This is a genomic window from Myroides phaeus (assembly GCF_900099675.1).
Lineage (GTDB): Bacteria > Bacteroidota > Bacteroidia > Flavobacteriales > Flavobacteriaceae > Flavobacterium > Flavobacterium phaeum.
In genome coordinates this window covers 41945-67210 of sequence record NZ_FNDQ01000004.1, presented here as the reverse complement: position 1 = coordinate 67210, position 25266 = coordinate 41945, and the positions used below count along the sequence as shown (strand labels likewise).

Genomic DNA, 25266 nt, shown 5'->3' with positions numbered 1-25266 from the left:
ATATGAAAAAAATTACACTTTTTGCTTTTTTAGCAGTTCCTCTATTTTCTTTGCAGATGAGAGGGCAAGATTTACAGACAAGAAATAAGGTATTGGCTACTTATGATCTCGTTTCTGCAAAGATGGAAATGGAGAATATAGAATTAGAACTTCAACAAGAAAAAGAAAAGGCTTTTGAAGTTGCTGAGAAGCTGGGTATAGAAACAAGTGGTATTAGTCCGAAAGGAAATTATTACGAATTAGTACGTGTAGATGAAGGAGGTTTGTTATTGTACAGAACAACTTTAGGTATGGGGTCAAGGGCGACACTGAATGCTGAGAATGTTTCTGTTGCTAAAAAAGGAGTATTGTTAGAAGGAGAAGATATGACTGTGGGAGTGATTGATGCGATGTCTGCTTTAAGCGCACATCGTGAATTTATTGTTTCTGCTCTTGATAGAACTACTCGCCTTGTTGAAAAGGATGCTGTTAGTAGGGTTCCAAGTGATATTGAAAGTAAAAGAAAATATGAAAGTTCAAGAGCACATGCTACACACGTTTCAGGAATTATTGCTGCTGGTGGATTCTATGTTGGTGGTGAGGCAAAAGGAATTGTTCCTAAGGCTAAAGTATTAAGTTATAATTGGGGATCTGATACGTCTAAAATGACTGCAATGGCTGTTGATGGTATATTGGTAAGTAATCACTCTTATGGAGCAAAATTCTTTGATGATTATGGAGAAATATTAAGTGATATGCACCGAAACTTATTAGGTGCTTATGACTTAAGTAGTTATCGTTTTGATCAGATAGCTAATAAATATCCTTATTATTTACCTGTTACTGCAGCAGGAAATGATGGGGGAGAGCAAGTGAAAACTTATTTGAATTTTCCGAATAAGAAAAATGTAGATATGCTTAATGGAACGGCTGTTTCAAAGAACGTTGTTGTAGTTGCGGCAATTCATGAGGTGCCTTATTATACTGGACCTCAAGATGTGAAGTTAGCTTATTTTAGTAGCCAAGGTCCTGCTGATGACTTTAGAATTAAGCCAGATATTTCTGCAAAGGGAGTTGCTGTTTATAGTACAACGTATTATGCACCTGAATTACCGACTGATGCTTTAGATATTAACAGATATCAAAAAATGGATGGTACATCTATGGCTTCACCTGCTGTTGCTGCTGTTTTTGCTCTATGGCAAGAATGGGCAATAAAGCATAGTAAAAGTAAAATGCCATTTACAGCTGCAACAATTCGTGCTCTAATGGCACATACGGCGGATGAAGCGGGAGCTGCACCTGGTCCTGATCACTTATTTGGATGGGGAGTATTAAATGCAAAGAATGGTGTTCATGTAATGGAAGGGGCTATGGCTGGTGTTGATGCAACTCTTGAAGAAGGTACGTTACAACAAGGGGAAGAGTATAAGAAGACTATCGAAATAAAAGAAAAAAATAAAAAGGTAGTTGTAACCCTTGCTTGGAATGATCCTGCTTATAAGAAGTATGCTTCAAGTTATGGTTATAATGAAAAAACAATGATTGATAATCCTACTTTAGTGAATGATTTGGATATTATTATTGTTAAAGGTGATAAATCATATTTACCTTGGAAATTGACAAAAAATCATATAGATCTTAAGGCAGTGAAAGGTAATAATAATGTTGATAATATTGAAAAGATTGAATTTACTGCTTCTGAAGTTGGAACTTATGAAATAGTGCTTTCTCATAAAGGTTCTTTGGAAGGAGGTAAACAAGATTATTCTTTAATTACGAGTATTGGTGACTTTAAAGATCTTAAGAAAGTTGAAGAAAAAGAAGAGGTTAAACCTGAAGATAGAGAAGGTGAAAAACCAGAGGATAAAGATGGTGAAAACCCTGTAATTGAAAGTGATTCTTTTGGTATTTGGCCAAACCCGGTAGCTGATCAAATGTATATCAATATGAACTCAAGATATATTGATGAAGTAGCCCGCGTTAGAGTGTTTGATATTGATGGTAGAATGGTACGTGATTTTAAAGGTTTTGTTGGTGCTGATGGTAAACTAACAGTTAATATGGCAAGCTTAACTGTAGGTTCTTATTTCGTTGAAGTAAAAACAGGTAAGTTTAAAAAGAAAGTAAGAATTATTAAAAGATAATATCGTTAAATTAAAGTGTGATTTTAAAGCCCTCTTTGTGTTTGCAAAGGGGGCTTTTGCTTTTTATATGCAAAATAGGGACTGTAAGCGGTGATAGGGAAACAGTTAATTAACATTTAAAATTTTTAGCTGCTTTTGATTTTTTGAAATTTTTATTTGTAATTTTATGCTTCATAAAAAATGGGAAATGAAAAAAATTAAAATGACATTAGCGATGACTGCTATGGTAGCTGGAATCGCATTTGTAGGATGTAAAGACAACAAGAAAGTAGAGGAAACTCCTACAACAGAGCAAACAGAGCAAACTGAACAAGAGGCAATGGAAGCTGAGCATACTTCTCAAAATTCTTTAGATTGGGCTGGTACTTATGCTGGGGTTACACCTTGTGCTGATTGTCCTGGTATTGAAACTACGATTGTTTTAAACGATGATAATACGTTTAAAGCAACTTATGTTTATCAAGAGAAAAAAGAGGGTACGTTTGAAGAAACAGGTTCTTTTTCTTGGGATGACAAAGGGTCTGTTATTACTTTAAAAGACGCTAAAGGTGAGGTGCTTTCTGTATTTAAAGTACAAGAAGGTAGCTTAAAACAATTAAGCCAAGATGGAACTGAAGTAGAAGGTGAATTAGCTGCTCACTACGTTCTTACGAAAAAATAGTGATTTAATCACGGTAAATTTAAAAGCCCCTTGCAATATTATTGTGAGGGGCTTTTTGTTTATAATAACTGTATATTTCCGTTTTTGCTATAATAAGTGACGTTTTGATCGCTTAAATAATAATATACCACTTGTTAGTAAACTTAAACTAACTATTATCTCTGTAACATTAGAGTCTGTAAGTTGATTGTTTGCGCCTATCTCTGTTTGGGTACCTTCTTGGCTTGTTATATTGTATAATTGGTATACAAATAAAAGTAACGAGATGGAAATTATGAAGAAACTACTATATTTTAGTTTTTTGTTCATTCTACTTGTAATTTAATTAAGAGGTATCATTTATGTAAAACGAATATAATGAAAAAAACATTTATTAGTGTTAAATATTGGTTTTTATTTTTAAAAATATATAAATAAAATGACTTTAATTTCTTTTTTAAGCTTTTTTTGTGGGGTAAATTTGTGAATAAGGGGGCTGAAAATAGGGAACTGCCTCTTTTTTAAAAGCATTGATAAACGAAGTTTGTCCAAAAAAAAGACCCCTTTTTGGGGTCTCAATTATAATTTTCTCTTATTTGATATTGATTAACTCAATTTCTTTTAAATAAGGATGATCTAAAACTTCAAGGATTAATTCTTCAGAATTAAAAGTTTTGATTAAAAGTTTTAAGACTTCATCGCTTGATGAGTGTAATGTAATCTCATCTCCATCAAATTTGTAAGTTCCTTTGTCTTCAATTAGGCTGTAGCGATCAAGTAAAGAAAAGTGCGAGTCTTTTAAGTTGATTTCAACAGATGATAATTGTAAGCTTGTACGAATACGAGCAGGGCAATCTGGAGTGAAGGCATAAAATGTGGTGAGCCATTTCTTCTCAAGATTTACACGATTGAATTCCATTGTTCTTGCTTGGTCGAAAGTGGTGATTTCGCTCTCTGCTGAACAGCTTTGCAGAAAAAGTAGTCCGAAGACTGCAATTAGAGCGACATAGAGTGTTAGTAAGCGCTTCATAGTGTGGTTGTTTTTAAGGTTTTAAATCATTGTGGTTTTTAAGGATTTGTTTTCTTAAAAATATGTAAATCATTTAAGTTATCCAAGGACAATTTTTAGAATAATTAAATATTTTAGTTGTTTAAGTTCTTATTTTGTACTACTTTATTTGTAAACTATTAGTTTTAAAAGGTTTGTAATGACATTTCGTGACGTTTCAAAATAAAAAAATAGCTTCTACTGTTGTAAAAGCTATTCATTTTATAATTGATTAATGGAGATTAATATAAATTTTTACTTTTTTCTTATTGAAGTAAACATGGGATGTTGTCAATAAAAAAGGCAGATGGTTGCGAGTTTACTTCTAATTGAGTGGATTCAAGTTCTTTTTTAATAGTGTATGGGATTGCTTGGTTAGCATATCTAACTTGTACTTTTTCTATAGGGGATTCTTTTAAATACTGTAAGTCTTCTGTTTTTAATAGGAATGATGTGGACAAAATACGAATGTTGTTCTTGTTCTCTTTGTCATATATATAGGTATCGCACTTTTCATCTCCTATATAGTAGGTTGAAAGTACGCGACCGTTGTTTAGTTTAAAGGAGATTATACTGCGATAGTTAACGCAAGTGATTGGAATAAAGTCCTGACTCTTTTGAATTAATTGTACGTGTAGAAAGTGGTTGTCGTCTGATTTGATTAATGAAAAGAAAAGGGTATTACTGCCTCGCTCTTTTATTTCTTCATAAACTAATACGTCATTGGTCTTTCTAACATTGGTACTGTCGTTTACAATTTCATAGTCTATTGTACACTTTTTTTGTGCGTGGACAAATACACTGCTACACAAGAATAAAATTAGGAATAAGGGATTTTTCATAACTATGTTGTTTTGTAACAAATTATGATAATTTTTTCATTTTTCAAGTTTGTTGTGAAAAAAATATAGCTATCTCCTCCGTCTTTTATTTTCCACTTTTTTCTGATTTCTTCTACTTTCAACGGGAAGTTACGCACGGTTACGTTTGCCTTGATATTGCTAAGGTGTGTTTTGGCGTTTTGCTTGTTGAAGGGAATTACTTCTTGTATTTTGAAACTACGCCCTGGGAAGTTGACCAACTCTTCACTTGTGTACAGTTGGCTATGGGGGTGTAGTTTGTTGATCTTGTATTGCTGACTTACCGCGTCGAACTTTCCTGTTTTTAGGATGGCACTGTTGGGTTCGTACAAATATTGTTGTGGGGCGTGAAAGCTCGCCACCGCTTGATCGGTTAGACTGGTGTGAAATAATTGTGGTTCGTCTTTGGTAAGATTAACTGCTACTAAGGCTATTTCTCCTTCATAGCCTTTTTCTAAGATCCACAGCAATTCCTTCACATCGTTGTTTAGGGCAACAATATGGACAGCTTTTACGTGGTTTAACTCACTGATACCGGCGTGTATGTCCAATAGGGGTGAGGTTTTGATTAGAATGGTATTCGTATGGGTAAACAGGTCGCTTAAATGCTCTGGTACGTTTGGTGTACAATCGCTTAAGAAGAATACTTTCTCCTTGGCAGAATTACGACGCGCTGGATCTACGTATATATAGTCCCTCTGTTTGTTGTTCTCTTTTAGGAAAACAAGACTATCTCCGCAATGGCAAGTGATGTTATCAACGCCTAAGGCAGCGTAATTATGAGCAACAATTGCGCTTAGGTCTTCTTGCATTTCACAGTGCTGTACTGCTTTAACCTGTTTGGCAAAGTAGTAACAGTCAATTCCAAAACCACCGGTTAAGTCAATCAAGCTATCGCCTTGCACCAAAGACGCTTTGTATTTGGCACACTCTTCTGAGGAGGTCTGTTCTATGGATAGCTTCTTTGGAAATAGGATATTATCTGTGGCGTACCACGTTGGTAGTTTGTCTTTGGACTTTTGTTTGGACTCGATTTGCGTTAGTAGTTCGCTCATCTCTATATGAGTAAACGGACTCTTTTTAAAGGCTAACGATTTGATATCACTGTGTAGCTGTTCTTGTATATATTGCTGAACGTCTTCTGCTAAAAGATGGTTTTTCAATTATAATTTTTTTGTAAGGATTTGTATAAATCTGACGTTTGGTAAAAACTCTTTTCCGATTACTTTTAAACAAGTGTAGATTGGCACTGCGGCAATCATACCAAAGATTCCAGAGAACATTCCGCTTGCCAGAATAACAATGAATATTTCTAAGGGATGTGACTTTACGCTGTTTGAAAAGATTAACGGTTGGTTTACTACGTTGTCGATTAACTGTATTGTTAGGAATCCGATAAACACGGTTAATGCTTTAGGTAGGGTAACTTCTGTGAAATTGTCGCCTATGAAACTAAGCATTGTAAACATCACAGCTAATATGTTTCCAATTAAGGGTCCGATATAAGGAATGATGTTTAAAATAGCACATAAAAAGGCAATCATCAAGGCTCCTTTTGTACCTACTGATACCAATAGGATGAAACTCAGGATAAAGATGATAAAGGTTTGGGCTACTAAACCAAGGAAATAACGCGACAATAGGTTGTTAATCTTGTCTATCGAGTTTAAAACTCTGTTTTCTTGTCTGGGAGGGAATATCTTTTTGAATTGGTATTCTAAGACTGCTTGGTCTTTTAGAAAGAAAAAAGCAATGAATAGAATAGCAAATAATCCCATTCCGAATTCGCTCAATAGGCTTAGTATGGAGTTTAATAGGTTAGGGACAAAGTCAAGCTTCATCTGCGACTTTAGGTTAGACTCAGCTATAATCTTGTCAAGGCTAAACCCTTTAGCGTCTAAATAATAGTCTATTTTACTGATTAATCCGTTGAAATCTTCTTGTAAGTGCATTGTACTCAAGACAGATAGATTCTGTGCTTGTGTTGTAAATAGGGGCACAAACATAAAGATAAACCCGACGAAAAAAGCCAAGAATATGGTAATGGTAATTGATACGGCTATGATGCGTTTGATGCGCAGTCTTCTACGCATAAACTCAACAAGTGGCTTGCCGATTAGGGCTAAGACAAAGGCGAAACCGATATAGATAAATAAAGGGCTGATTTCTAATAGGAAAAGACCTAATAGGGTAATTGCTGTTAGTATTAGTACAGCGCGTACTATTCCTTTTGATATTGTCTTAGAATCAATCATCGTGTTTATATGTTATTCATTGGCAAATACGAAACTGTGTACTGCTACTAATGCGGCAGTTTCTGTTCGCAATCTCGTGTGTCCTAAAGAGACTGGTTTGTACCCTTTAGCTAAGGCTGTTTCTATTTCACTCGTAGAAAAGTCGCCTTCTGGACCAACTAAAAGTAAATAATTTTTGTGAAGTGGAATACTGTTTTTCAATAAAACTTTCTCTGTGTCTTCGCAATGTGCAATATATTTCTCGCCTTCGTGTTCTTTTGCCATGAACTCTTTTAGGGTGATAGGCTCGTTTAATATAGGCATATGATATTGTAAAGACTGTTTCATAGCTGATTGAATAATCTTCTCAAAACGTTCTGTTTTTACTACTTTTCGCTCTGAGTGATCACAGATAATTGGCGTAATCTCGTGGATACCGATTTCTGTTGCTTTTTCTAAGAACCACTCGTAACGCTCATTCATCTTTGTTGGCGCTACAGCAAGGTGTAAGCGGAAAGGCGTGTGGGCTTGGTCTTCGTGTGATATGATTTCTGTGATACACTTCTTGTCTGAGTCAAGGGAGATTTGCGTTGTAAACAACGTTCCTTTTCCGTTTGTTACATAAAGGGTATCGCCCATTTTACGTCTTAATACACGGATAATATGTTTGCTTTCATCTTTGTCAAAAGTGAAAGTTGTTTGTCCTTTTTCAATTTCAGGAGAATAGAATAATTGCATAGTGGTGGTCTTAAAATTCGATACGCGCTTTTGATACAACTGATGAGTCGGCAAATTTAGATTCAAGGAAACGGTAGTATCCTACGATTCCAATCATAGCTGCGTTATCTGTTGTGTATTCAAACTTAGGCACAAAGGTTTTCCATTTGTATTTCTTCTCTGCGTCTTTTAACGCTTGGCGGATACCAGAGTTTGCAGATACACCTCCTCCGATAGCGATTTGCTTAATGCCTGTTTCTGCTACGGCTAACTTTAGTTTGTCCATCAAGATATTGATGATTGTCTGTTGGATAGACGCACAGATATCAGCGATGTTTTCTTCTATGAAGTTTGGATTAGCAGCTACGTTTTTTTGGATAAAATACAGGATTTGCGTTTTCAATCCACTGAAGCTGAAGTTAAGTCCGTCTACTTTAGGTTTGGTAAATTGAAAGGCTTTAGGGTTTCCTTGTTTTGCATATTTGTCAATTAAAGGACCACCTGGGTAAGGGAAGCCTAATACTTTAGCAGACTTGTCAAATGCTTCACCTACGGCGTCATCTGTTGTTTCTCCTAATATTTCTAAGTCAAAGAAGCTGTTTACACGCACGATTTGTGTGTGTCCTCCTGAGATAGTTAGGGCTAAGAAAGGGAATTCTGGTTTGTCAAATCCTTCTTCGTCTATAAAGTGACATAGGATATGCGCGTGCATATGGTTTACAGCTACAAGAGGAATGTCAAGTGCTAATGATAGCGACTTGGCAAATGATCCTCCTACTAATAAAGAACCCATAAGTCCAGGTCCTTGTGTAAAGGCAATTCCGCTTAAATCTTCTTTGGTTATACCTGCTTTTTTGATAGCTACGTCAACTACTGGCACGATGTTTTGTTGGTGCGCGCGAGAGGCTAACTCTGGAACTACACCTCCGTATTCCTCGTGAATTTCCTGTCTGGCTACGATGTTTGATAGTACTTTGTTGTCTGCCATAATCGCTGCTGATGTGTCGTCACAAGAGCTTTCGATGGCTAAAATATAGGTAGGTTTTGAAGACATTTTACTGTTTTATCTTTTGATAATTTAATAAGGTTATTTCTACCGAACCCTATCGAAAAATAATTAAATTTGTGAGTTGTTAGTTTTTTAACTAAACTGCGGTAGATTGGTGCAAATTTAAAACATTATACGTTATCAAAAAATTTAAAAAAATAGTTTTTCGCTTGATTTTAGGGCTGTTTGCACTGCTTATACTTACAGCAGGGGCATTGCTATTACCACCTGTACAAACGTACTTGGCTAAACAGGCGATGAACTCGATCAATTCAAAATTCGGTACTGATATTCACATAGATAAGTTGGCTTTAGACATCTTTGGTGGCATTAACCTGAAAGGGGTAGAGGCAAAAGATATTAAAGGTAACGACTTCCTTTATATTAAGAGTTTTAAAACGCGTATCCTTGATTTTAAGGAGTTGACGCAGGGACGTTTGTTTTTTGGCAATGCGTACATCGATAGTCTGTATTTGCGCATTCACAAGTATAAAGGGGAAGAGGAAACGACGTTGGATCACTTTATCAACGCTTTTGACGATGGACAACCGGGACAGGGTAAGTTCAGATTGAAGTCGCCTTTGGTTACGTTGAAAGGAACACACCTGATTATTTCGGATGAAACTGCGGAGACGGAAGTAGCAGTGGACTTTAAGGATATTGAGGGACAAGTGAAGGACTTCTTTATTAAAGGACCGGATATTTATGGGAATATTTTACACGCAAAGTTTGATGATCACTGGGGAATGGGGTTGAAAAACCTATCGGGTGATTTTTCTCATACGAAGACAAGTATCGGGGTGAAGGACTTGAATATCGTTACGAATAAGTCGGCGATTGAAGGGGACTTAGAGTTTACTTACGCCCTTGGGGATATGAAGTATTTCGCAGATAAAGTGAATTGGAACTTTGAGATTAGAAATGCGTCTTTGAATACGTCTGATTTGAATGTGTTTACGGGGGTGTTTTCTGAGAATAAAAACGTGTTTGTACGTGGACATATCGATGGTGTGATGAACGACTTCTTTATGAAGAACGTGAACTTGGTGGATGAGAATACGTCTAATGTACGTGGGTTGTTCCACTTTAAAAACGTGTTTGATAAAGACAAGCCGTTCTGGATGAAGGCAAATGTGGATAGATTGTACGTTACGCGTAATAATTTGGTGGGCTTGATGCCGGAGATATTGGGTAGTTTACTGCCTGAGCAATTGTCTGCTTTAGGTAATGTGAACTTACAGGGGGATGTAGAGTTGACCAAGCGTACGTTGGATACAAATGTGCATATTCTGACGTCTATCGGTAAGGGTATTGCTATTGTTGAAATAGATAATTTAGATAATCCGGATAAGGCTGCTTATAAAGGGAACGTGATCTTGGATCAGTTTGACTTAGGGGAGTTTATCAATAACCACAATTTTGGGGTAACGTCGTTGAACTTAGATATTGACGGGGTTGGGTTTAACCAAAAATCACTGAATACTTCTGTAAAGGGAGACGTGTTCTCTTTTGTGTTCAACAAGTATAAGTACACTGGCTTGGCGGTGGATGGTTTTATGAAAATGCCGTATTACCGCGGATTAGTACATAGTCAGGATCCTAACTTGAAGCTGGACTTTAATGGGGTGATTGACTTGAGTGCGGAGGTGAAGAACTACGACTTTGAAGCAGATATCGATTATGCTGATTTGCACGCACTTCGCTTGGTAAATGATACGTTGGCTAAGTTTAGTGGGGCGTTTGAGTTTAAGGCAGCCGGGAATACGCTGGATGATTTAGCAGGAGAGTTTACAATTCACCAAGCGCATTACGAGAATAGTAAGGATATTTACATTTTTGACAACTTTACGTTGACTTCTTCGTTTAATGAGCAAAGAGAGCGCTTGATTTCTATGAGCTCTAAAGAAGCGATTGACGGGTATGTGAAAGGGAAGTTCTCTTTTGCAGACTTAAAGTCGCTGTTTACTAATGCCTTGGGTAGTTTGTACACGAATTACTCGCCTTATAAGATTAAGGAGGGACAGTATCTTGATTTTGATATTACGGTTCACAATAGGTTGATTGAGGTGTTCTTGCCACAATTAACGGTGAGTGCTTTGACTCACGTGGAAGGGGTGATTGATAACGATAACAATGAGTTTAAGTTAAACTTTAATTCGCCAAGCATTGGTATCGACAAGTTTTCGTTTTTCAATATTCTGTTGGATGTAAACAATTCTAACCCGCTTTATAATGCGTATGTGTCGATTGATAGTGTGAAGTCAAACGTGTATAAGATTACAGACTTTAACTTGATTAACCTTACGTATAACGATACGCTTTTTGTGCGTTCAGAGTTTAAAGGGGGGGCGAATAACAAGGATAAGTTTAACTTGAACTTATTCCACACGATTAACGAGGAAAACTTGTCTGTGGTTGGGTTTAAAAAGTCGGAAGTGTTCTTTAAGGATTTCTTGTGGAGTATTAACGAAAAAGAGAACAAAGAGAATAAGTTGGTTTTCAACAAGAAGCTGACAGACTTTATTATAGACGGATTAACGCTTTCACACAAAGGACAGGAGGTAAACTTAAACGGGGTGGTACGTGATTCGACGTATAAGAACTTTGATTTAGTGTTTACCAATGTGGACTTGGCTAAGATTACTCCGGATATTAGCAATATTGAGTTTGCTGGTAACTTAAATGGGGATATTCACTTCTCTCAGAAGAAGGACGTGTTCCAGCCGAGAGCTAATATCGGTATTGATTCCCTATTTATCAATAAAGTTTATACGGGGGATTTGAAGTTTAACGTAGATGGGGATGATCGTTTAGAGAAGTTTACGGTAGAGTCAAGTATCGTTGATAAAGATGAAGAGCGTTTTTATTTAAACGGAAACGTGGATATATTGAATAAACAGACGTATCTGAACTTGGAATCTGGGTTTAGAGGGTTTAGAGTGAAGGCGATAGAACCGCTATTGCAGACGATTGTGTCTGATGTGCGAGGAACGACTTCAGGTAAGATTACTATTCAAGGTACGGTGAGTAAGCCTGATGTGAATGGGCGTTTGCATTTGAACAATGCCGGAATGACGTCTAAGTTTACTGGTGTGGATTACAACTTTGAGGAGGATGCAGCACTGGACTTGACAGAGCGACAGTTTATTTTGCGCAAGGTGAAGATTATAGACAGTAAGTACAAGACCGAAGGGTTTGTGGACGGAGAAATATCGCATAAGATGTTTAACGATTGGTCGCTTAACTTGGGGCTTACATCTACTAACTTGTTGGCATTGGATACGAAGTTTGAAGAGGGGAGTTTGTACTACGGACAGGCGTTTATTAACGGGTCGGCTAAGTTGAGTGGTCCTGTTGAGATGTTGGCGATTAACATTAACGCTACGTCAAACAAGGGAACGGCTATTAAGATTCCGCTTAAAGAAGCTCAGAATACGGGTGAAAACAACTTTATTCACTTCTTGTCGCCTAAGGAAAAGCATCTGCGTTTAATTGGAAAAGACCAAGACTTGTATAAATACCGCAATAGTGGCATAGAACTTGATTTCGAGTTCATCGTTACGCCTGATGCGGAGATTGAGATTATCTTAGATAGAGAGTCTGGTCACGCTATGAAAGGAAAAGGGGCAGGATTTATCACGATGGAGATTAATACCCTTGGGAAGTTCAATATGTGGGGAGATTTCCAAGCGTATGAGGGAGAATACAACTTCAAATACGGAGGGTTAATCGACAAGAAGTTTGTGGTTAAAAAGTATGGTACTATCAGATGGGACGGGGATCCGTTGAATGCAATACTGGATTTACAGGCGATTTACCACACAGATGCTAACCCAAGTGTGATTATAGACAACTCAATTATCAATAGAAAAGTTCCAACGGATGTGGCTATTGTGTTAAACGGTAGTTTGAGTAATCCGGAGGTTGACTTTGAGATTAACTTCCCTAATGTTAGTTCGGTGGTAAAATCGGAGTTAGATTATAAGTTGAGCGATAGAGATACGCGTGAAAGACAAGCGATGGCGCTGTTGGCAACAGGTTCGTTCTTCTCTTCAGACAACTCATCGTCAACGTTAGCGGGTAGTTTGTTTGAACGTGCAAGTAGTATTTTTGACGATATTTTCTCTGATGAAGACGATAAGTTTAAAGTGGGACTTAACTATGCACAAGGAGAGCGTAATCCGTACACAACAACAGAAGGACGTGTTGGAGTAACATTCTCTACAAAAGTAAACGACCGTATTTCTGTAAACGGTAAGTTAGGTGTACCTGTTGGAGGAGTAGAGCAGTCGGTGATTGTTGGTGATGTTGAGGTGTTATTGCGCTTGAATGAAGCAGGTTCTCTAAGTGCGCGTTTCTTTAATAGAGAGAATGATATTAACTACATCGGTGAAGGGATTGGTTATACACAAGGTGTGGGGCTAACGTATGAGGTGGACTTTGATACGTTTAAGGAATTGCTGTCAAAAATCTTACATAGAGCGGATAAAAAGGAACGCGAGAAGAAATCAGATAAAAAACAAGATAATAATCGCTCTGAGGAGCTTCCTGATTCAGATTTTAACCGTGATTTCATTAAGTTTTATGAATCAAGACGCAAGCCTACGTCAAATGAATCAAGCACTTACCCTTTAACAAAATAGTAGCTTTTTTAAGAAACAATTTAATTGTTAAAATCGCAATTAATCACTAAATTTACTCAAAACGATAAAATATGACTAAGGGGATTAGAAAGATTGGTGTTTTGACATCTGGAGGTGATGCTCCAGGTATGAACGCTGCTATTAGAGCTATTGTACGTACTTGTGCTTTTCACGATGTTATGTGTGTTGGAATCTTTAGAGGGTTTCAAGGACTTGTGGAAGGGGATTTTGAGGTATTAGGGCCTCGTGATGTAAATTACATCATTAACAAAGGTGGTACAATCTTGAAAACAGCTCGTTGTTCTGCTTTTAAAACAGAAGAAGGTCGTAAAACAGCTTATGAAAATATAAAGAATGCACAGCTTGATGCTTTAATTGTGATTGGTGGAGACGGTAGTTTCACTGGGGCAATGGTGCTTAGTAAAGAATTTGATATTCCTGTAATGGGAATACCAGGTACAATTGATAATGATATTCACGGAACAAGCCATACAATCGGTTTTGATACGGCGTTAAACACAGTTGTTGATGCGGTGGATAAGATTAGAGATACGGCGAGTTCACACAAGCGTCTTTTCTTCGTTGAGGTTATGGGACGTGATGCTGGGCACATCGCTTTAAATGCGGGTATTGGTGCTGGAGCAGAAGAGATTATCATTCCTGAAGAAAATATGGGACTTGAGCGCTTGTTAGAGTCGCTTCAGAAAAGTAAGTTAACAGGAAAATCGTCAAGTATTGTACTTGTAGCTGAGGGTGAAAGACTTGGTAAGAATGTTTTTGAACTTGGTGCATATGTAGAAGAAAATTTACCTGAGTATGACGTACGTGTGTCTGTGTTAGGCCATATGCAAAGAGGTGGAGCTCCATCTTGTTTTGACAGGGTGTTAGCAAGTAGATTGAGCGTAAAGGCAGTGGAAACTTTGCTGGAGGGTAAACGCAATTATATGGTTGGTTTAATTAACGACCAAGTTGCTTTAACTCCTTTAGAGCAAGCTGTAAAAGGACACTCACAAATAGATGCTGAGTTACTTAGGGTATCTGATATAATTAGTATTTAATAATTAAAAAATTTTGAAGATGAAAACTAGAATTGGTATTAATGGTTTTGGACGTATTGGACGTTTAATGTTGAGAGAAGCAGTAAAATATAATAATGTTGAAATCGTAGCGGTTAATGATTTAATGACTGTAGAGCAATTAGCTTACTTAATTAAGTTTGACTCTGTTCACGGACGTTTTGACGGTACTGTTGAGGTTAAAGATGGAAATTTAGTTGTTAATGGACAAACTATCCGCGTTACTGCTGAGAAAGACCCTTCTTTATTGAAATGGGACGAGGTGAACGTTGATATTGTTGCTGATTGTACAGGTATTTTCAAAGATTTGGCTGGTGCTCAAAAACACATTGATGCTGGTGCAAAAAAAGTATTGATTTCTGCTCCGTCTCCTGATGCTCCTATGTATGTTATGGGGGTTAACCATAAAGAATTAAAAGCGACTGATACTATTGTTTCTAACGCGTCTTGTACTACTAACTGTTTAGCTCCGATTGCTAAAGTTATCAATGATAACTTTGGTATTGTTGAAGGGTTAATGACTACTATCCACGCTGCTACTGCAACTCAGTACACAGTTGATGGGCCGTCTAAAAAAGACTTTAGAGGTGGTCGTTCTGCATTAGTAAATATGATTCCTGCTTCAACAGGTGCTGCTAAAGCGGTTGGAAAGGTTATTCCTGAATTAAAAGGGAAATTAACAGGTATGTCAATGCGTGTTCCTACAGCTGACGTTTCTGCAGTTGATTTAACTGTAAAAGTAGCGAAAGAAACTTCTTATGAAGAGATTATGGCTGTATTGAAAAAAGCAAGTGAGAACGAGTTAAAAGGTATTATGGCTTATGTTGAGGATGATGTTGTGTCTCAAGACTTCGTTTCTGATCCACATACTTGTATCGTTGACTCTAAAGCGGGTATCGCATTAAATAGTACTTTCTATAAATTTATCGCTTGGTATGATAACGAGTACGGATACTCTGCTAAGATGATTGAAATGGCTATTTTAATGAATACTGTTAAGTAATTAAAGAGATTGAATGAAGATAATCGTTGATAGTGGTTCTACTAAAGCCGATTGGATCTTCTTTGACCAGAATAATAATGTAACAACTTCAGTAACAAGCTTAGGGCTTAATCCTGAAGTTGTTTCTTTAGATGAGTTCTTTACTCGCGTAAATACTGTTCCTGATATTTCAAAGAACAAAGACGCGGTTAAAGAACTTTATTTTTATGGTGCAGGGTGTGGATCTGATCGTACGAATAGTATTGTTAGGAACTTTTTTGAAGGGTATTTTACGAATTGTACAGCAATTCACGTTCACGAAGATACGTATGCGGCTATTTATGCTACGGTAGATCGTGGGGAAAGTGGAATTGTGTGTATTAATGGTACGGGGTCAAATGTTTCATATTTTGATGGAGTGAAAGTACACCAACGCATACAGTCGCTTGGTTTTATGGCGATGGATGATTGTAGTGGTAGTTCTTTTGGACGCTTGCTTTTGAAAAGTTATTTTCTGCGAATGTTGCCAATTGATTTGGCTATTGCGTTCTCGGCAAAGTATGATATTGATGCAGACGTTGTAAAGTACAACTTCTATAAAAAGGAGAATCCAAATGCTTATATGGCGTCTTTTTTGCCGTTTTTGATTGAGTATAAAGATCATCCTTATTTTCAGGAAATGATACGCGAACAAGTAGATTTCTTTGTTACTAATTACATCAAAAATAACCCAGAATACGTTGATGTTCCTGTGCATTTTGTTGGTTCAGTTGCTTACTTTTTGCAAGATGAATTTAGACAGGTGTTAGCAGATCACAATATCAAAGTAGGGAAGATTATACAGAAACCGTTAGATGGTTTAATATTGTATCACAAATAAAAAACGTAGGTTATGGAAATAGCAATTGTAGCACACGATGCTAAGAAAAAAGAGTTGTTGGATTTTATCAAGAAAAATCGCGATATACTAACAGCAGAGGGCATTTCTTTGATTGGTACTGGTACAACTGGTAGTATGGCTCAGGATGCTGGTTTTGAAGTTAGACGAATGCTTTCTGGTCCAATGGGAGGTGATGCGCAGATCGCTGGTCGCGTTGCTGAAGGTAAAACAGGTATGGTACTTTTCTTTAAAGATCCACTTGGAAAACACCCGCACGAACCAGATATCAATATGTTGTTGCGTGTTTGTGACGTACATAATGTGCCTTTAGCTACGAATGAGGCTTCGGCTCAGTTACTTTTAAATGCGATAAGTAAATAGGTGCTATTTACTTGAATATATAAACGCTGTGAATGCTTTTCATAGCGTTTTTTTGTGCTTATTTTTTAGGTGTTATTTTAGTTTACAACAAGTTTTTTGAATAGAGACAATGTTTTGAATACCTCTGTATATCGAATATAGCAGTAGTTTAACACGTGTTTTGATAGTACCATGTTCGACACTTCTACCACATTTGTCCCACACACTCTCGAAAATAAGCCTTTTTACCGAAGGTGTGTGGTAGAAGTGTGGTAGGAGTGTGGTATTTGATACGGTTAAAGCAAGATGCAAAGGCGATTATTACTGTATTTGTTTTAACAGGAGATGAATTGTCGTTCAGACTTGTATAGGGAGGAGCTGTTGGTTTTTTAGGAAAATAAGTTAACTGAAGGTGTATTTAAAAAGAAAAGCCCTTAAAACTTAATTTAAGGGCTTTTAGTATAATGTGTTGACTGCTTATTTACTTGCAATCATTGAAATCTCTACGTTTACATTACGAGGCAATTTTACTACTTGAATACACTCTCTTGCTGGAGCAGTTTCGATAGTGAAGAAGCTTCCGTAAATCTCGTTTACTTTAGCAAAGTCATTCATATCAGTTAAGAAAATAGTTGACTTTACAACGTTTTCAAAAGTTAATCCAGCAGCTTCAAGAATTGCTTCTAAGTTTGCCATTACTTGTTTTGCTTCGTCTTCAATTCCTGTTGTAACCAGTGTTTCTGTTGCTTGGTTAAAAGGAATTTGACCAGAGATAAAAAGTAAATCACCTACCATTACCGAGTGGTTGTATGGTCCGATTGGAGCTGGAGCTTTGTCTGAGTTTATAATCTTTTTCATCTTGTAAATATTTTCTTATTTGGTTAATTATCTATAAATCTTGTCTGGTGCTTTTCTCTTTTCCCACTTGATATCGCTCAACATTGAAGAACGAATACCGATGAAGAATCCCCAACTTTGGTAAGGTCCAATTGGAACCCAAGAGAAGTCCATACGCCAGCTCATCAAGTCTCTTTCAAATCGCAACTGTGTAAACGTTACTCCTTGTTGTACGAAGTCATAACCTGTTGAAACCCCAACTCTCCACTTAGGTGTTAATTCTACGTTTCCAGAAACCATCACTGAATTGTTTACGATTTCATTTTGACGAGACGAGTTGTTGTAGGTTAACGAATAAGCGAATGTTAAGTCCCACGGTAGTTTAGCGTTGAAGAAGCCTTCAAAATCTCTTTCTTCATCTTGATTGCCAAGCATACTCTTTCTGTTGTCTCCTAACTCCATTGAGCGACCAAATAAATCATCCGGACGTCCACCGTTGTCAACAGAGTTTTGGTTGTCTTTTGCAGCACCACCAAACATTGCATCTTGACTTGACATTGACCAGTTAACAGTTACGTTTGCACTTGTTAATCGGAATAAACTACCTCCGTTGTTGATGTTATATGTGTCAATACGACGGTTATTGTTGTCAAGTGCATACGGGTCTAACGTTGCTCCGAAGTTAATCTGCATTTTCTCTTTGAAAAGAGAAGTACCAGCGCTAACACGCATTGGAGACCATTTTAATGAGTCGGCAGACATATTATAACTTGTAGAGAAGTTTAAGCTGTTTAACAACATTACTTTCTTTGCTTCTCCTTTTTCGTTTTCGTCATCTCTAACTTTCGCTTCAAAGGTGTTACTCAATCCGAAGTTCATCATATTAGACATTGTCTTACCTGGCGCGCCAAATATACCTCCTTGGAATCGGGTGTACTCTTGCATTGTCTGTCCGGTTGCATCAATTGCGTAAGTGTCGTAATATTTTTCAAAGCTCGGTGTGTATGAGTATCCAACACTTGGGCGCATTACGTGGCGAATAGCCTGAAGTTTTGCGTCTTTGCTGAAGTTGAAAGTACCGTAGATTGTAGTTCCGATGCTTGCGTTAAAGTTATATGTTCTATAACTGTCAAAACCATTAACGCGTATATCTTCAACCTTGTTCTTTTCAGGATTGTACTCCTTTTTAATTGTGTTGAAATACCAAACCTCGTTGAAAGCTCCCCCTGCTGTAACAGAGAAATATTTAAACAACTTAAAGTTTGTAGAAATAGGAATACTATGTTGAAATCCGGTGTTTAAACTGTCAAACATTTCTCTTTTAAAGAAGAAATCTTCGTGAGTTCTAACGCGGTTTTCTCCGCGAACAGAGTAGGTAAGGTTTAAGTTCTTAATAAGACCTTTCTTAGCTCCAAACTTCGGTGCAAAAGGGAACACACGGTCCACGTTCACTTGTAAAGTTGGCAAGGTCATATTAATCTCCTTAGTATTTGTCGATTGTGAGTGCGTAGCCGTTAAAGACATATTCACTTGTGGCACTCCTTCAAACGTACGTTGGTAGCTGATAGAAGAACTCATCGTATTATTCATAGAAGCCCCCACGTTATACGTGTTGTTAGTCTGTCTAAAGTATTGGCTACTACCTAAGTTTACCGATGCAGAGAAACGCGAACTTGGATTAGCTTTACTATCCTGGTTGTGATTCCACTGAATATTGTACATTTTACTTGACGAATAATCAGGTAGTCCTTTTTCAGAGAAGATATTGTTTTCATACCTCACTAACACACGCCCATTGTACTTATATCGTTGAGCGTACGAACTATTTAAACGCAATCCCCAGCTTCCGTTGGTGTAGTAATCTCCTAAAACGTTTAAGTCCACTTTATCACTAATAGCAAAGTAGTATCCTCCGTTTTGAATGTAGTATCCTTGTTGGTTAGTGTCCCCAAAACTTGGGAATATAAACCCAGATTCAGCCTTCTCTGACATAGGGAAAAAGGCAAACGGCAATCCAAGAGGAGTAGGTACATCAGCAATCACCATATTCGTTACCCCTGTAATAACCTTTTTACCAGGTACAAGTTTAATCTTTCTTGTTTTGAAGTAATATTCAGGATCGTCAAGGTCTTTAGCCGTAGTAAAGATTACGTCCTTCATAAAGTAAACAGAGTCGTTTTCTTTCTTAGTCAATTCAGACTTAATTCTAAATTCCCCTTGAGAAGTACGCGACTTCCACACCAAAGCTTTCTTTGTTTTAGAGTTAAATCGGATAGAGTCAGGCTCAACAATCTGTTCCCCTTGCTTAAACACAGGAAATTGGTGCATATTACCCACACTATCTTTAATACCCCCAGCAGATATTTCATTTGTTTCGTAGTTAAAAACAATTTTACCCGCTGTAAGTTCGAAGTCTTGGTATTTTACTTCCGCCTCGTTATATAAAGTGATTTCTTTCTTCTTTAAGTCAAGTTTTTCGTAGTCCTTCGCCTTTCTATAAACCATATCCTCTAAAAGAGGCTTCTCTTTAGGCGTTAAAGTGTCAGTTTTGACATCTTTTTTCGGATCTTTTTTTGCCTCATTTTTAGGCACAGACGTAGTTGCTGTAGCGTTCTTAGTTGTTGCTACAGAGTCTTTTGGAGTAGAGGAATTAACCGGTACGTATTTTTTATTAAATTCTTGTGCAGTGCTTTTTTGAGAGAAAATGGCACTAAAAGTGAATAAAATAAAAACGATATTAAAAATATTTGTTCGCAAACCTATATATATGCTATTTTTGTAAAACTAAGCTCGTTTTTTAAAACGTGTCAAACTTACATATATTTTTTCTGAAAAATGTAATTTTTATTCAAATTATAAAACATTATAAATATCATTTTTATGAATTGCAGTCGTTCTAAACTGTTCGCATTACTAGCATTTTTATTGGTTTGTTTTTCTGTATCAGCACAGAAAAGCCAAAAGTTTAAAGTTGTATTAGACCCGGGACACGGGGGGCAAGATACAGGTACTAATCACAAGAAAAATGTTGAGAAAGACATCGTTCTTGCTGTGGCGTTAGAAGTAGGGAAGATTTTAGAAAAACAATCAGATATTGAAGTGTATTACACACGTAAAACAGACGTTTTTGTACCAGTAAGAGAAAGATCTGTATTGGCTAATAAAAATAACGGTAATGTATTCGTATCAATACACTGTAATGGAGTAAACTCAGAAGCAGCATCAGGAACAGAGACTTTCGTAATGGGTTTAAGTAAAAACAAATCTAACCTTGACGTAGCAAAAACGGAGAACTCGGTTATTATGATGGAGGACGACTATAAAACGAAGTACGCAGGGTTTGACCCATCGTCTCCAGAGTCTATTATTGGATTGACGTTGATCCAAGAAGACTACATCCACCAAAGTATTGATTTAGCAGGAAGAGTACAAGACGGTTTTACAAACGACCTAAAGAGAAAGAACAGAGGAGTGAAGCAAGGACCGTTTTGGGTATTACACGGCGCGTTTATGCCAAGTATCCTTATTGAGTTAGGATTTGTCTCTAACCCGGCAGAAGGAGCTTACCTTTCGTCATCAAAAGGTCAAAAAGAGTTAGCATCTTCAATTGCTAAAGGAATTATGGCTTATAAAGCAGCGTATTACGGAGGAGGAAGCGTTATTGTTGCAGATAAAAGTGAAGTAACACCAAGTAAATCTACGACAACTACAACAGCAACTACTACTAAGAATAATTCTAAAAATAGTACAGCAACAACAAAAAATAACAATAATGTCGAATTTAAAGTGCAAATTGCAGCGAGTGCGAAGGTATTAGCTCTAAAACCACAGAATTTTGGTGGACTAAAGGGGGTTACTATGCAGAAATCAGGTAAGTTAAACAAGTATTTCTACGGTAGCACAAGCGATCATGCAACAGCTAAAAAACTAATGCAAGAAGCTAAAGCAAAAGGACATAAATCAGCATTTATCGTCGCTTATAAAAACGGAAAGTCTGTAAGCGTAGAAGAAGCTTTAAAATAATATCGATTGCGTAAAGAATAAAAGTTTATTTTTGCGTGTATTAAAAAGAACAAGTTTTGAAAATATCAAAAGAAATTAAGACAGCTATTTTAGTATTAGGGGCAATTGCACTATTTATTTGGGGATATTCTTTCTTAAAAGGGAATAACATTTTCGATAACAGTACTAAATACTATGTGGAGTATGACAATGTAGAAGGCTTAACAACATCTTCTAATGTTACAATCAACGGTTTAGTAGTTGGTAAAGTCTCTAAAATCAGTTTAGACAACAAAACAGGAAAACTAAATGTAGAGTTATTAATGACTCAAAAAGTAGATATTGCTAAAAGCAGCGTTGCTACAATCTATTCACCAGGATTAATTGGCGGTAAAGCAATTATGATTAATCCACAGTTTGGTGATTCAAATTTTGCTGAGTCAGGAGACTTTATTAAAGGAGACTTGCAAAAAGATATGACCGACAAGTTAACAGAAGAAATATTACCTTTAAAAGACAAAGTAGAGGCAGTATTGGCTAATGCTAACGAAATGATCCTTGCTTTAAACAGCATTATGGATGAAAAAATGCAAGCAGACTTAAAAGGTGCAGTTCACGAATTAAACGGAACATTAGCTGGAGCAAACAAGATGATTGCTACATCAGGACCTAAGTTAGACGGTACATTGAACAACTTGAATACAATGAGTACTAACTTTGCAGCACTATCTTCAGATTTAAAAACTTTGGATATTCAATCTACGTTTACTAAATTAGACAATGCAACTACCAATATGGATAAAATTATGGCAGATATCCAAAGCGGTAAAGGGTCAGTTGGTAAATTGTTGAAAGATGAAGAACTATACGCTAATCTTACAGGGGCATCAAAAGAATTAGAATTGCTATTAGGTGATTTGAAAAACAATCCAAAACGTTATGTTCATTTCTCATTATTTGGTAAAAAGGCGACACCTTACCAAGGAAAAGAAGGAGAAACAGTAATTGTAGTGGAAGAGAATAAAGAGAATAACTAAACCAAACAAACCAACAAAGATCAACTAACAATTTTTTGAAACAATTATTACTACTATGCAGTATTTAGGCCAAGTATTATTTTTACTTCTATTAGTTGTTGGTTTTGGCTTTTTCATTAAAAATATAAAGAAGCTAATCCGCAACATTAAATTAGGACGTGATATTGATCGTTCTGATAACCCAAAAGAACGCTGGAAAAATATGATTCGCGTTGCTTTAGGGCAATCGAAAATGGTTAAAAGACCTATCCCAGCAATTCTACACATCTTTGTATATGTAGGTTTTGTGATTATAAACATTGAGATGTTAGAAATCATTATAGACGGTTTATTTGGTACCCACAGAGCGTTCTCGTTCTTAGGTTCAGGATATAACTTCTTAATAGGATTCTTTGAAATACTTGCATTCCTTGTAATATTTGGAGTTGTGGTATTTTGGATTAGAAGAAATGTAATCAAGCTTAAGCGTTTTAACCAACCAGAAATGGAAGGGTGGGCTAAGCGTGATGCTAATAATATTATTTATATTGAAACAATTTTAATGTGTTTCTTTTTAATAATGAATGCAGCAGATTACTTCTTACAAACGCAATCGTATACACACTATAACGAAGCAGGAGCATTCCCAATCTCAGGATTTATTAGTCCTATTTTTGACGGAATGAACCTTGGAACAGTAGCTTTTATAGAGCGTTTTTGTTGGTGGGCACATATTATAGGGGTGATGTTCTTTATGAACTACCTTTATTATTCAAAACACCTACACATTTTCTTGGCGTTCCCAAACACGTATTATGCGAACTTAGAACCACAAGGAGAATTCGACAACTTAGAGTCTGTTAAAAAAGAAGTACAGTTGATGATGGATCCGAATGCAGACCCATTTGCAGCTCCAGCAGAACCGCAAGGTGAGCCAGAGAAATTTGGTGCGCAAGACGTAATGGATTTAAACTGGGTTCAGTTGATGAACGCATACTCTTGTACAGAGTGTGGTCGTTGTACATCATCTTGTCCGCAAAATATTACAGGGAAGAAATTATCTCCACGTAAGATTATGATGTCTACACGCGATCGTTTAGAAGACGTAAGTAAAATTATGGACGCTAATAATGGTCAGTTTGTAGACGACGGTAAAACGTTGTTAAATGATTATATTACAGCAGAAGAGCTTTGGGCTTGTAATACTTGTAATGCATGTGTGGAAGAGTGTCCGATTGACATTAGTCCGTTGTCTATTATTATGGATATGAGACGTTATTTGGTAATGGAGCAAAGTGCTGCGCCAACAGAGTTAAACAATATGATGCAAAATATTGAGAACAATGGAGCACCTTGGCAGTATAACCAAATGGATCGATTAAACTGGAAAGACGAAAACTAATTAACTAACAATCATAATCCCTTAGGGAGATTATCACAATACATTCAAATATTATGTCAGAAAATTTAGTAGTGCCTACAATGGCTGAAATGATGGCAAAGGGCGAGCAACCAGAAGTTTTGTTTTGGGTTGGTTGTTCAGGGAGTTTTGACGATAGAGCAAAGAAAATTACAAAAGCATTTGTAAAGATATTAAATAAAGCAAAGGTTCCTTTTGCAGTTCTTGGTACAGAAGAAGGATGTACAGGAGACCCAGCAAAGAGAGCAGGAAACGAGTTTGCATTTCAAATGCAAGCAATGATGAATATCCAAGTTTTAGACGGATATGAAGTAAAGAAAATCGTTACTGCTTGTCCGCACTGCTTTAATACATTAAAGAATGAGTATCCTGGATTAGGAGGAAAATATGAAGTAGTACACCACACAGAGTTTCTTAAATCGCTTTTAGACGATGGAAGATTAACAATTGAAGGAGGAAACTTCAAAGGAAAGAGAATTACATTCCACGACCCTTGTTATTTAGGACGTGCGAATCAAGTTTATGAAGCACCACGTCAATTAATTGAAAAATTAGACGCAGAGCTTGTAGAAATGAAGCGTTCAAGACAGAATGGTTTTTGTTGTGGAGCTGGAGGAGCACAATTGTTCAAAGAGCCAGAACACGGAAGCAAAGAAGTTCACGTAGAGCGTACAGAAGAAGCGTTAGGAACTAAGGCTGAAATCATTGCTGCAGGGTGTCCGTTTTGTAATACAATGTTGACAGATGGTGTTAAGTTTAAAGACAAAGAACACGAAGTAAAAGTACTTGACGTGGCAGAGTTAATTGCAAATGCAGAAGATTTATAAGAGTTATGTACATACCATTTGAAGAAATGCCTGACCATTCTCGAGTTTGGATTTATCAATCAAATCGCAAATTCTCAGATGAGGAGGTTCAAGAAATAGACAAAGTTTTAGCAGACTTTACACAAGAGTGGGCTGCTCACGCAACACCATTACAAGCATCATACACTATTAAGTATAACCGATTTATCATCCTTGCAGTGGACCAAGAAGTACACGCAGCATCTGGATGTTCAATTGACGCATCAGTTGGAATGATTCAATCATTAGAACAAAAATACGGTGTTGACTTATTAGATAAGATGAATGTTACGTATAAAACAGGAGATTTCATTGCTTTTAAAACTTTATTAGAGTTTAAAACAATGGTAAAATCTAAGTCTGTTTCTGCTAACACTATTGTTTTCAATAATTTAGTAAATGATTTAGGAGAATTCAGAGAATACTGGGAAGTACCAGCAGCTGAAAGTTGGCATTCACGCTTTTTTAAGTAGATTGTAATCTCTAAATTTACAATATCAAAATCATCATCAAATTGTTTTTTGATGGTGAT

At 36.7% G+C, this 25266-nt stretch carries 20 protein-coding genes; 12 read left to right on the top strand and 8 right to left on the bottom strand.

Annotated features, from left to right (window positions below; all coding sequences use genetic code 11):
* The first annotated feature begins 2 nt into the window (after nucleotides 1-2).
* Nucleotides 3-2126 carry a S8 family serine peptidase gene (locus tag BLT46_RS03215; protein WP_090406113.1) on the top strand — a complete coding sequence of 708 codons (2124 nt, stop codon included), beginning with the start codon at nucleotides 3-5 and terminating at the stop codon, nucleotides 2124-2126.
* Nucleotides 2127-2313: 187 nt separating this feature from the next.
* Nucleotides 2314-2787, top strand: a complete 474-nt coding sequence (locus tag BLT46_RS03210; RefSeq protein WP_090406111.1) for a copper resistance protein NlpE — start codon at nucleotides 2314-2316, stop codon at nucleotides 2785-2787.
* Nucleotides 2788-3358: 571 nt separating this feature from the next.
* Here the strand turns inward: BLT46_RS03210 and BLT46_RS03205 are convergent.
* The 6 genes from BLT46_RS03205 to tsaD form a co-directional block, all read right to left on the bottom strand.
* Nucleotides 3359-3796: a hypothetical protein gene (locus tag BLT46_RS03205; RefSeq protein ID WP_143021850.1), complete on the bottom strand. Its 438-nt coding sequence runs from the start codon at nucleotides 3794-3796 to the stop codon at nucleotides 3359-3361.
* A 284-nt stretch (nucleotides 3797-4080) separates the two neighbouring features.
* Nucleotides 4081-4656: a hypothetical protein gene (locus BLT46_RS03200; protein ID WP_090406105.1), complete on the bottom strand. Its 576-nt coding sequence runs from the start codon at nucleotides 4654-4656 to the stop codon at nucleotides 4081-4083.
* Between the two features lie 2 nt (nucleotides 4657-4658).
* A complete protein-coding gene (locus BLT46_RS03195; protein WP_090406102.1) occupies nucleotides 4659-5837 on the bottom strand; it encodes a THUMP-like domain-containing protein in 1179 nt (392 codons plus the stop codon).
* On the bottom strand, nucleotides 5838-6929 hold the full coding sequence (locus BLT46_RS03190; RefSeq protein WP_090406099.1) for an AI-2E family transporter: 1092 nt from the start codon (nucleotides 6927-6929) through the stop codon (nucleotides 5838-5840).
* Between the two features lie 12 nt (nucleotides 6930-6941).
* Complete coding sequence (locus BLT46_RS03185; RefSeq protein WP_090406096.1) at nucleotides 6942-7646, bottom strand: 16S rRNA (uracil(1498)-N(3))-methyltransferase; 705 nt, start codon at nucleotides 7644-7646, stop codon at nucleotides 6942-6944.
* Between the two features lie 10 nt (nucleotides 7647-7656).
* Nucleotides 7657-8679 carry a tRNA (adenosine(37)-N6)-threonylcarbamoyltransferase complex transferase subunit TsaD gene (gene tsaD, locus BLT46_RS03180; protein WP_090406092.1) on the bottom strand — a complete coding sequence of 341 codons (1023 nt, stop codon included), beginning with the start codon at nucleotides 8677-8679 and terminating at the stop codon, nucleotides 7657-7659.
* Between the two features lie 164 nt (nucleotides 8680-8843).
* Between tsaD and BLT46_RS03175 the strand changes: the two genes are divergently transcribed.
* The 5 genes from BLT46_RS03175 (at nucleotide 8844) to BLT46_RS03155 (ending at nucleotide 16635) form a co-directional block, all read left to right on the top strand.
* A complete protein-coding gene (locus tag BLT46_RS03175; RefSeq protein ID WP_245722930.1) occupies nucleotides 8844-13316 on the top strand; it encodes a translocation/assembly module TamB domain-containing protein in 4473 nt (1490 codons plus the stop codon).
* A gap of 71 nt (nucleotides 13317-13387) precedes the next feature.
* On the top strand, nucleotides 13388-14374 hold the full coding sequence (gene pfkA / locus BLT46_RS03170) for a 6-phosphofructokinase (protein WP_090406086.1): 987 nt from the start codon (nucleotides 13388-13390) through the stop codon (nucleotides 14372-14374).
* Between the two features lie 19 nt (nucleotides 14375-14393).
* Entirely contained in the window at nucleotides 14394-15395 is a 1002-nt protein-coding gene (gene gap, locus BLT46_RS03165) for a type I glyceraldehyde-3-phosphate dehydrogenase (RefSeq protein ID WP_090406084.1), read from the top strand.
* 13 nt (nucleotides 15396-15408) lie between these two features.
* On the top strand, nucleotides 15409-16254 hold the full coding sequence (locus BLT46_RS03160) for a BadF/BadG/BcrA/BcrD ATPase family protein (protein WP_090406081.1): 846 nt from the start codon (nucleotides 15409-15411) through the stop codon (nucleotides 16252-16254).
* Nucleotides 16255-16266: 12 nt separating this feature from the next.
* Nucleotides 16267-16635 (top strand): methylglyoxal synthase, encoded by a 369-nt coding sequence (locus BLT46_RS03155; protein ID WP_090406078.1) that lies wholly within the window; start codon nucleotides 16267-16269, stop codon nucleotides 16633-16635.
* Between the two features lie 456 nt (nucleotides 16636-17091).
* Here the strand turns inward: BLT46_RS03155 and BLT46_RS03150 are convergent, their stop codons facing one another.
* Entirely contained in the window at nucleotides 17092-17472 is a 381-nt protein-coding gene (locus BLT46_RS03150; RefSeq protein ID WP_090406075.1) for a RidA family protein, read from the bottom strand.
* Between the two features lie 27 nt (nucleotides 17473-17499).
* A complete protein-coding gene (locus tag BLT46_RS03145) occupies nucleotides 17500-20208 on the bottom strand; it encodes a putative LPS assembly protein LptD (protein ID WP_090406072.1) in 2709 nt (902 codons plus the stop codon).
* 123 nt (nucleotides 20209-20331) lie between these two features.
* On the opposite strand from BLT46_RS03145, the gene BLT46_RS03140 reads away from it, so the two are divergent.
* From BLT46_RS03140 to BLT46_RS03120, 5 genes are read left to right on the top strand one after another with little or no spacing between them, the layout of a single operon-like run.
* Nucleotides 20332-21474, top strand: a complete 1143-nt coding sequence (locus BLT46_RS03140) for an N-acetylmuramoyl-L-alanine amidase (RefSeq protein ID WP_090406069.1) — start codon at nucleotides 20332-20334, stop codon at nucleotides 21472-21474.
* Nucleotides 21475-21530: 56 nt separating this feature from the next.
* Nucleotides 21531-22490: an MlaD family protein gene (locus tag BLT46_RS03135; protein ID WP_090406065.1), complete on the top strand. Its 960-nt coding sequence runs from the start codon at nucleotides 21531-21533 to the stop codon at nucleotides 22488-22490.
* Between the two features lie 55 nt (nucleotides 22491-22545).
* Complete coding sequence (locus tag BLT46_RS03130) at nucleotides 22546-23871, top strand: 4Fe-4S dicluster domain-containing protein (protein WP_090406062.1); 1326 nt, start codon at nucleotides 22546-22548, stop codon at nucleotides 23869-23871.
* A gap of 53 nt (nucleotides 23872-23924) precedes the next feature.
* A complete protein-coding gene (locus BLT46_RS03125) occupies nucleotides 23925-24716 on the top strand; it encodes a (Fe-S)-binding protein (RefSeq protein ID WP_090406059.1) in 792 nt (263 codons plus the stop codon).
* A 5-nt stretch (nucleotides 24717-24721) separates the two neighbouring features.
* Complete coding sequence (locus BLT46_RS03120) at nucleotides 24722-25207, top strand: ABC transporter ATPase (protein WP_090406056.1); 486 nt, start codon at nucleotides 24722-24724, stop codon at nucleotides 25205-25207.
* Nucleotides 25208-25266 lie beyond the last annotated feature (59 nt).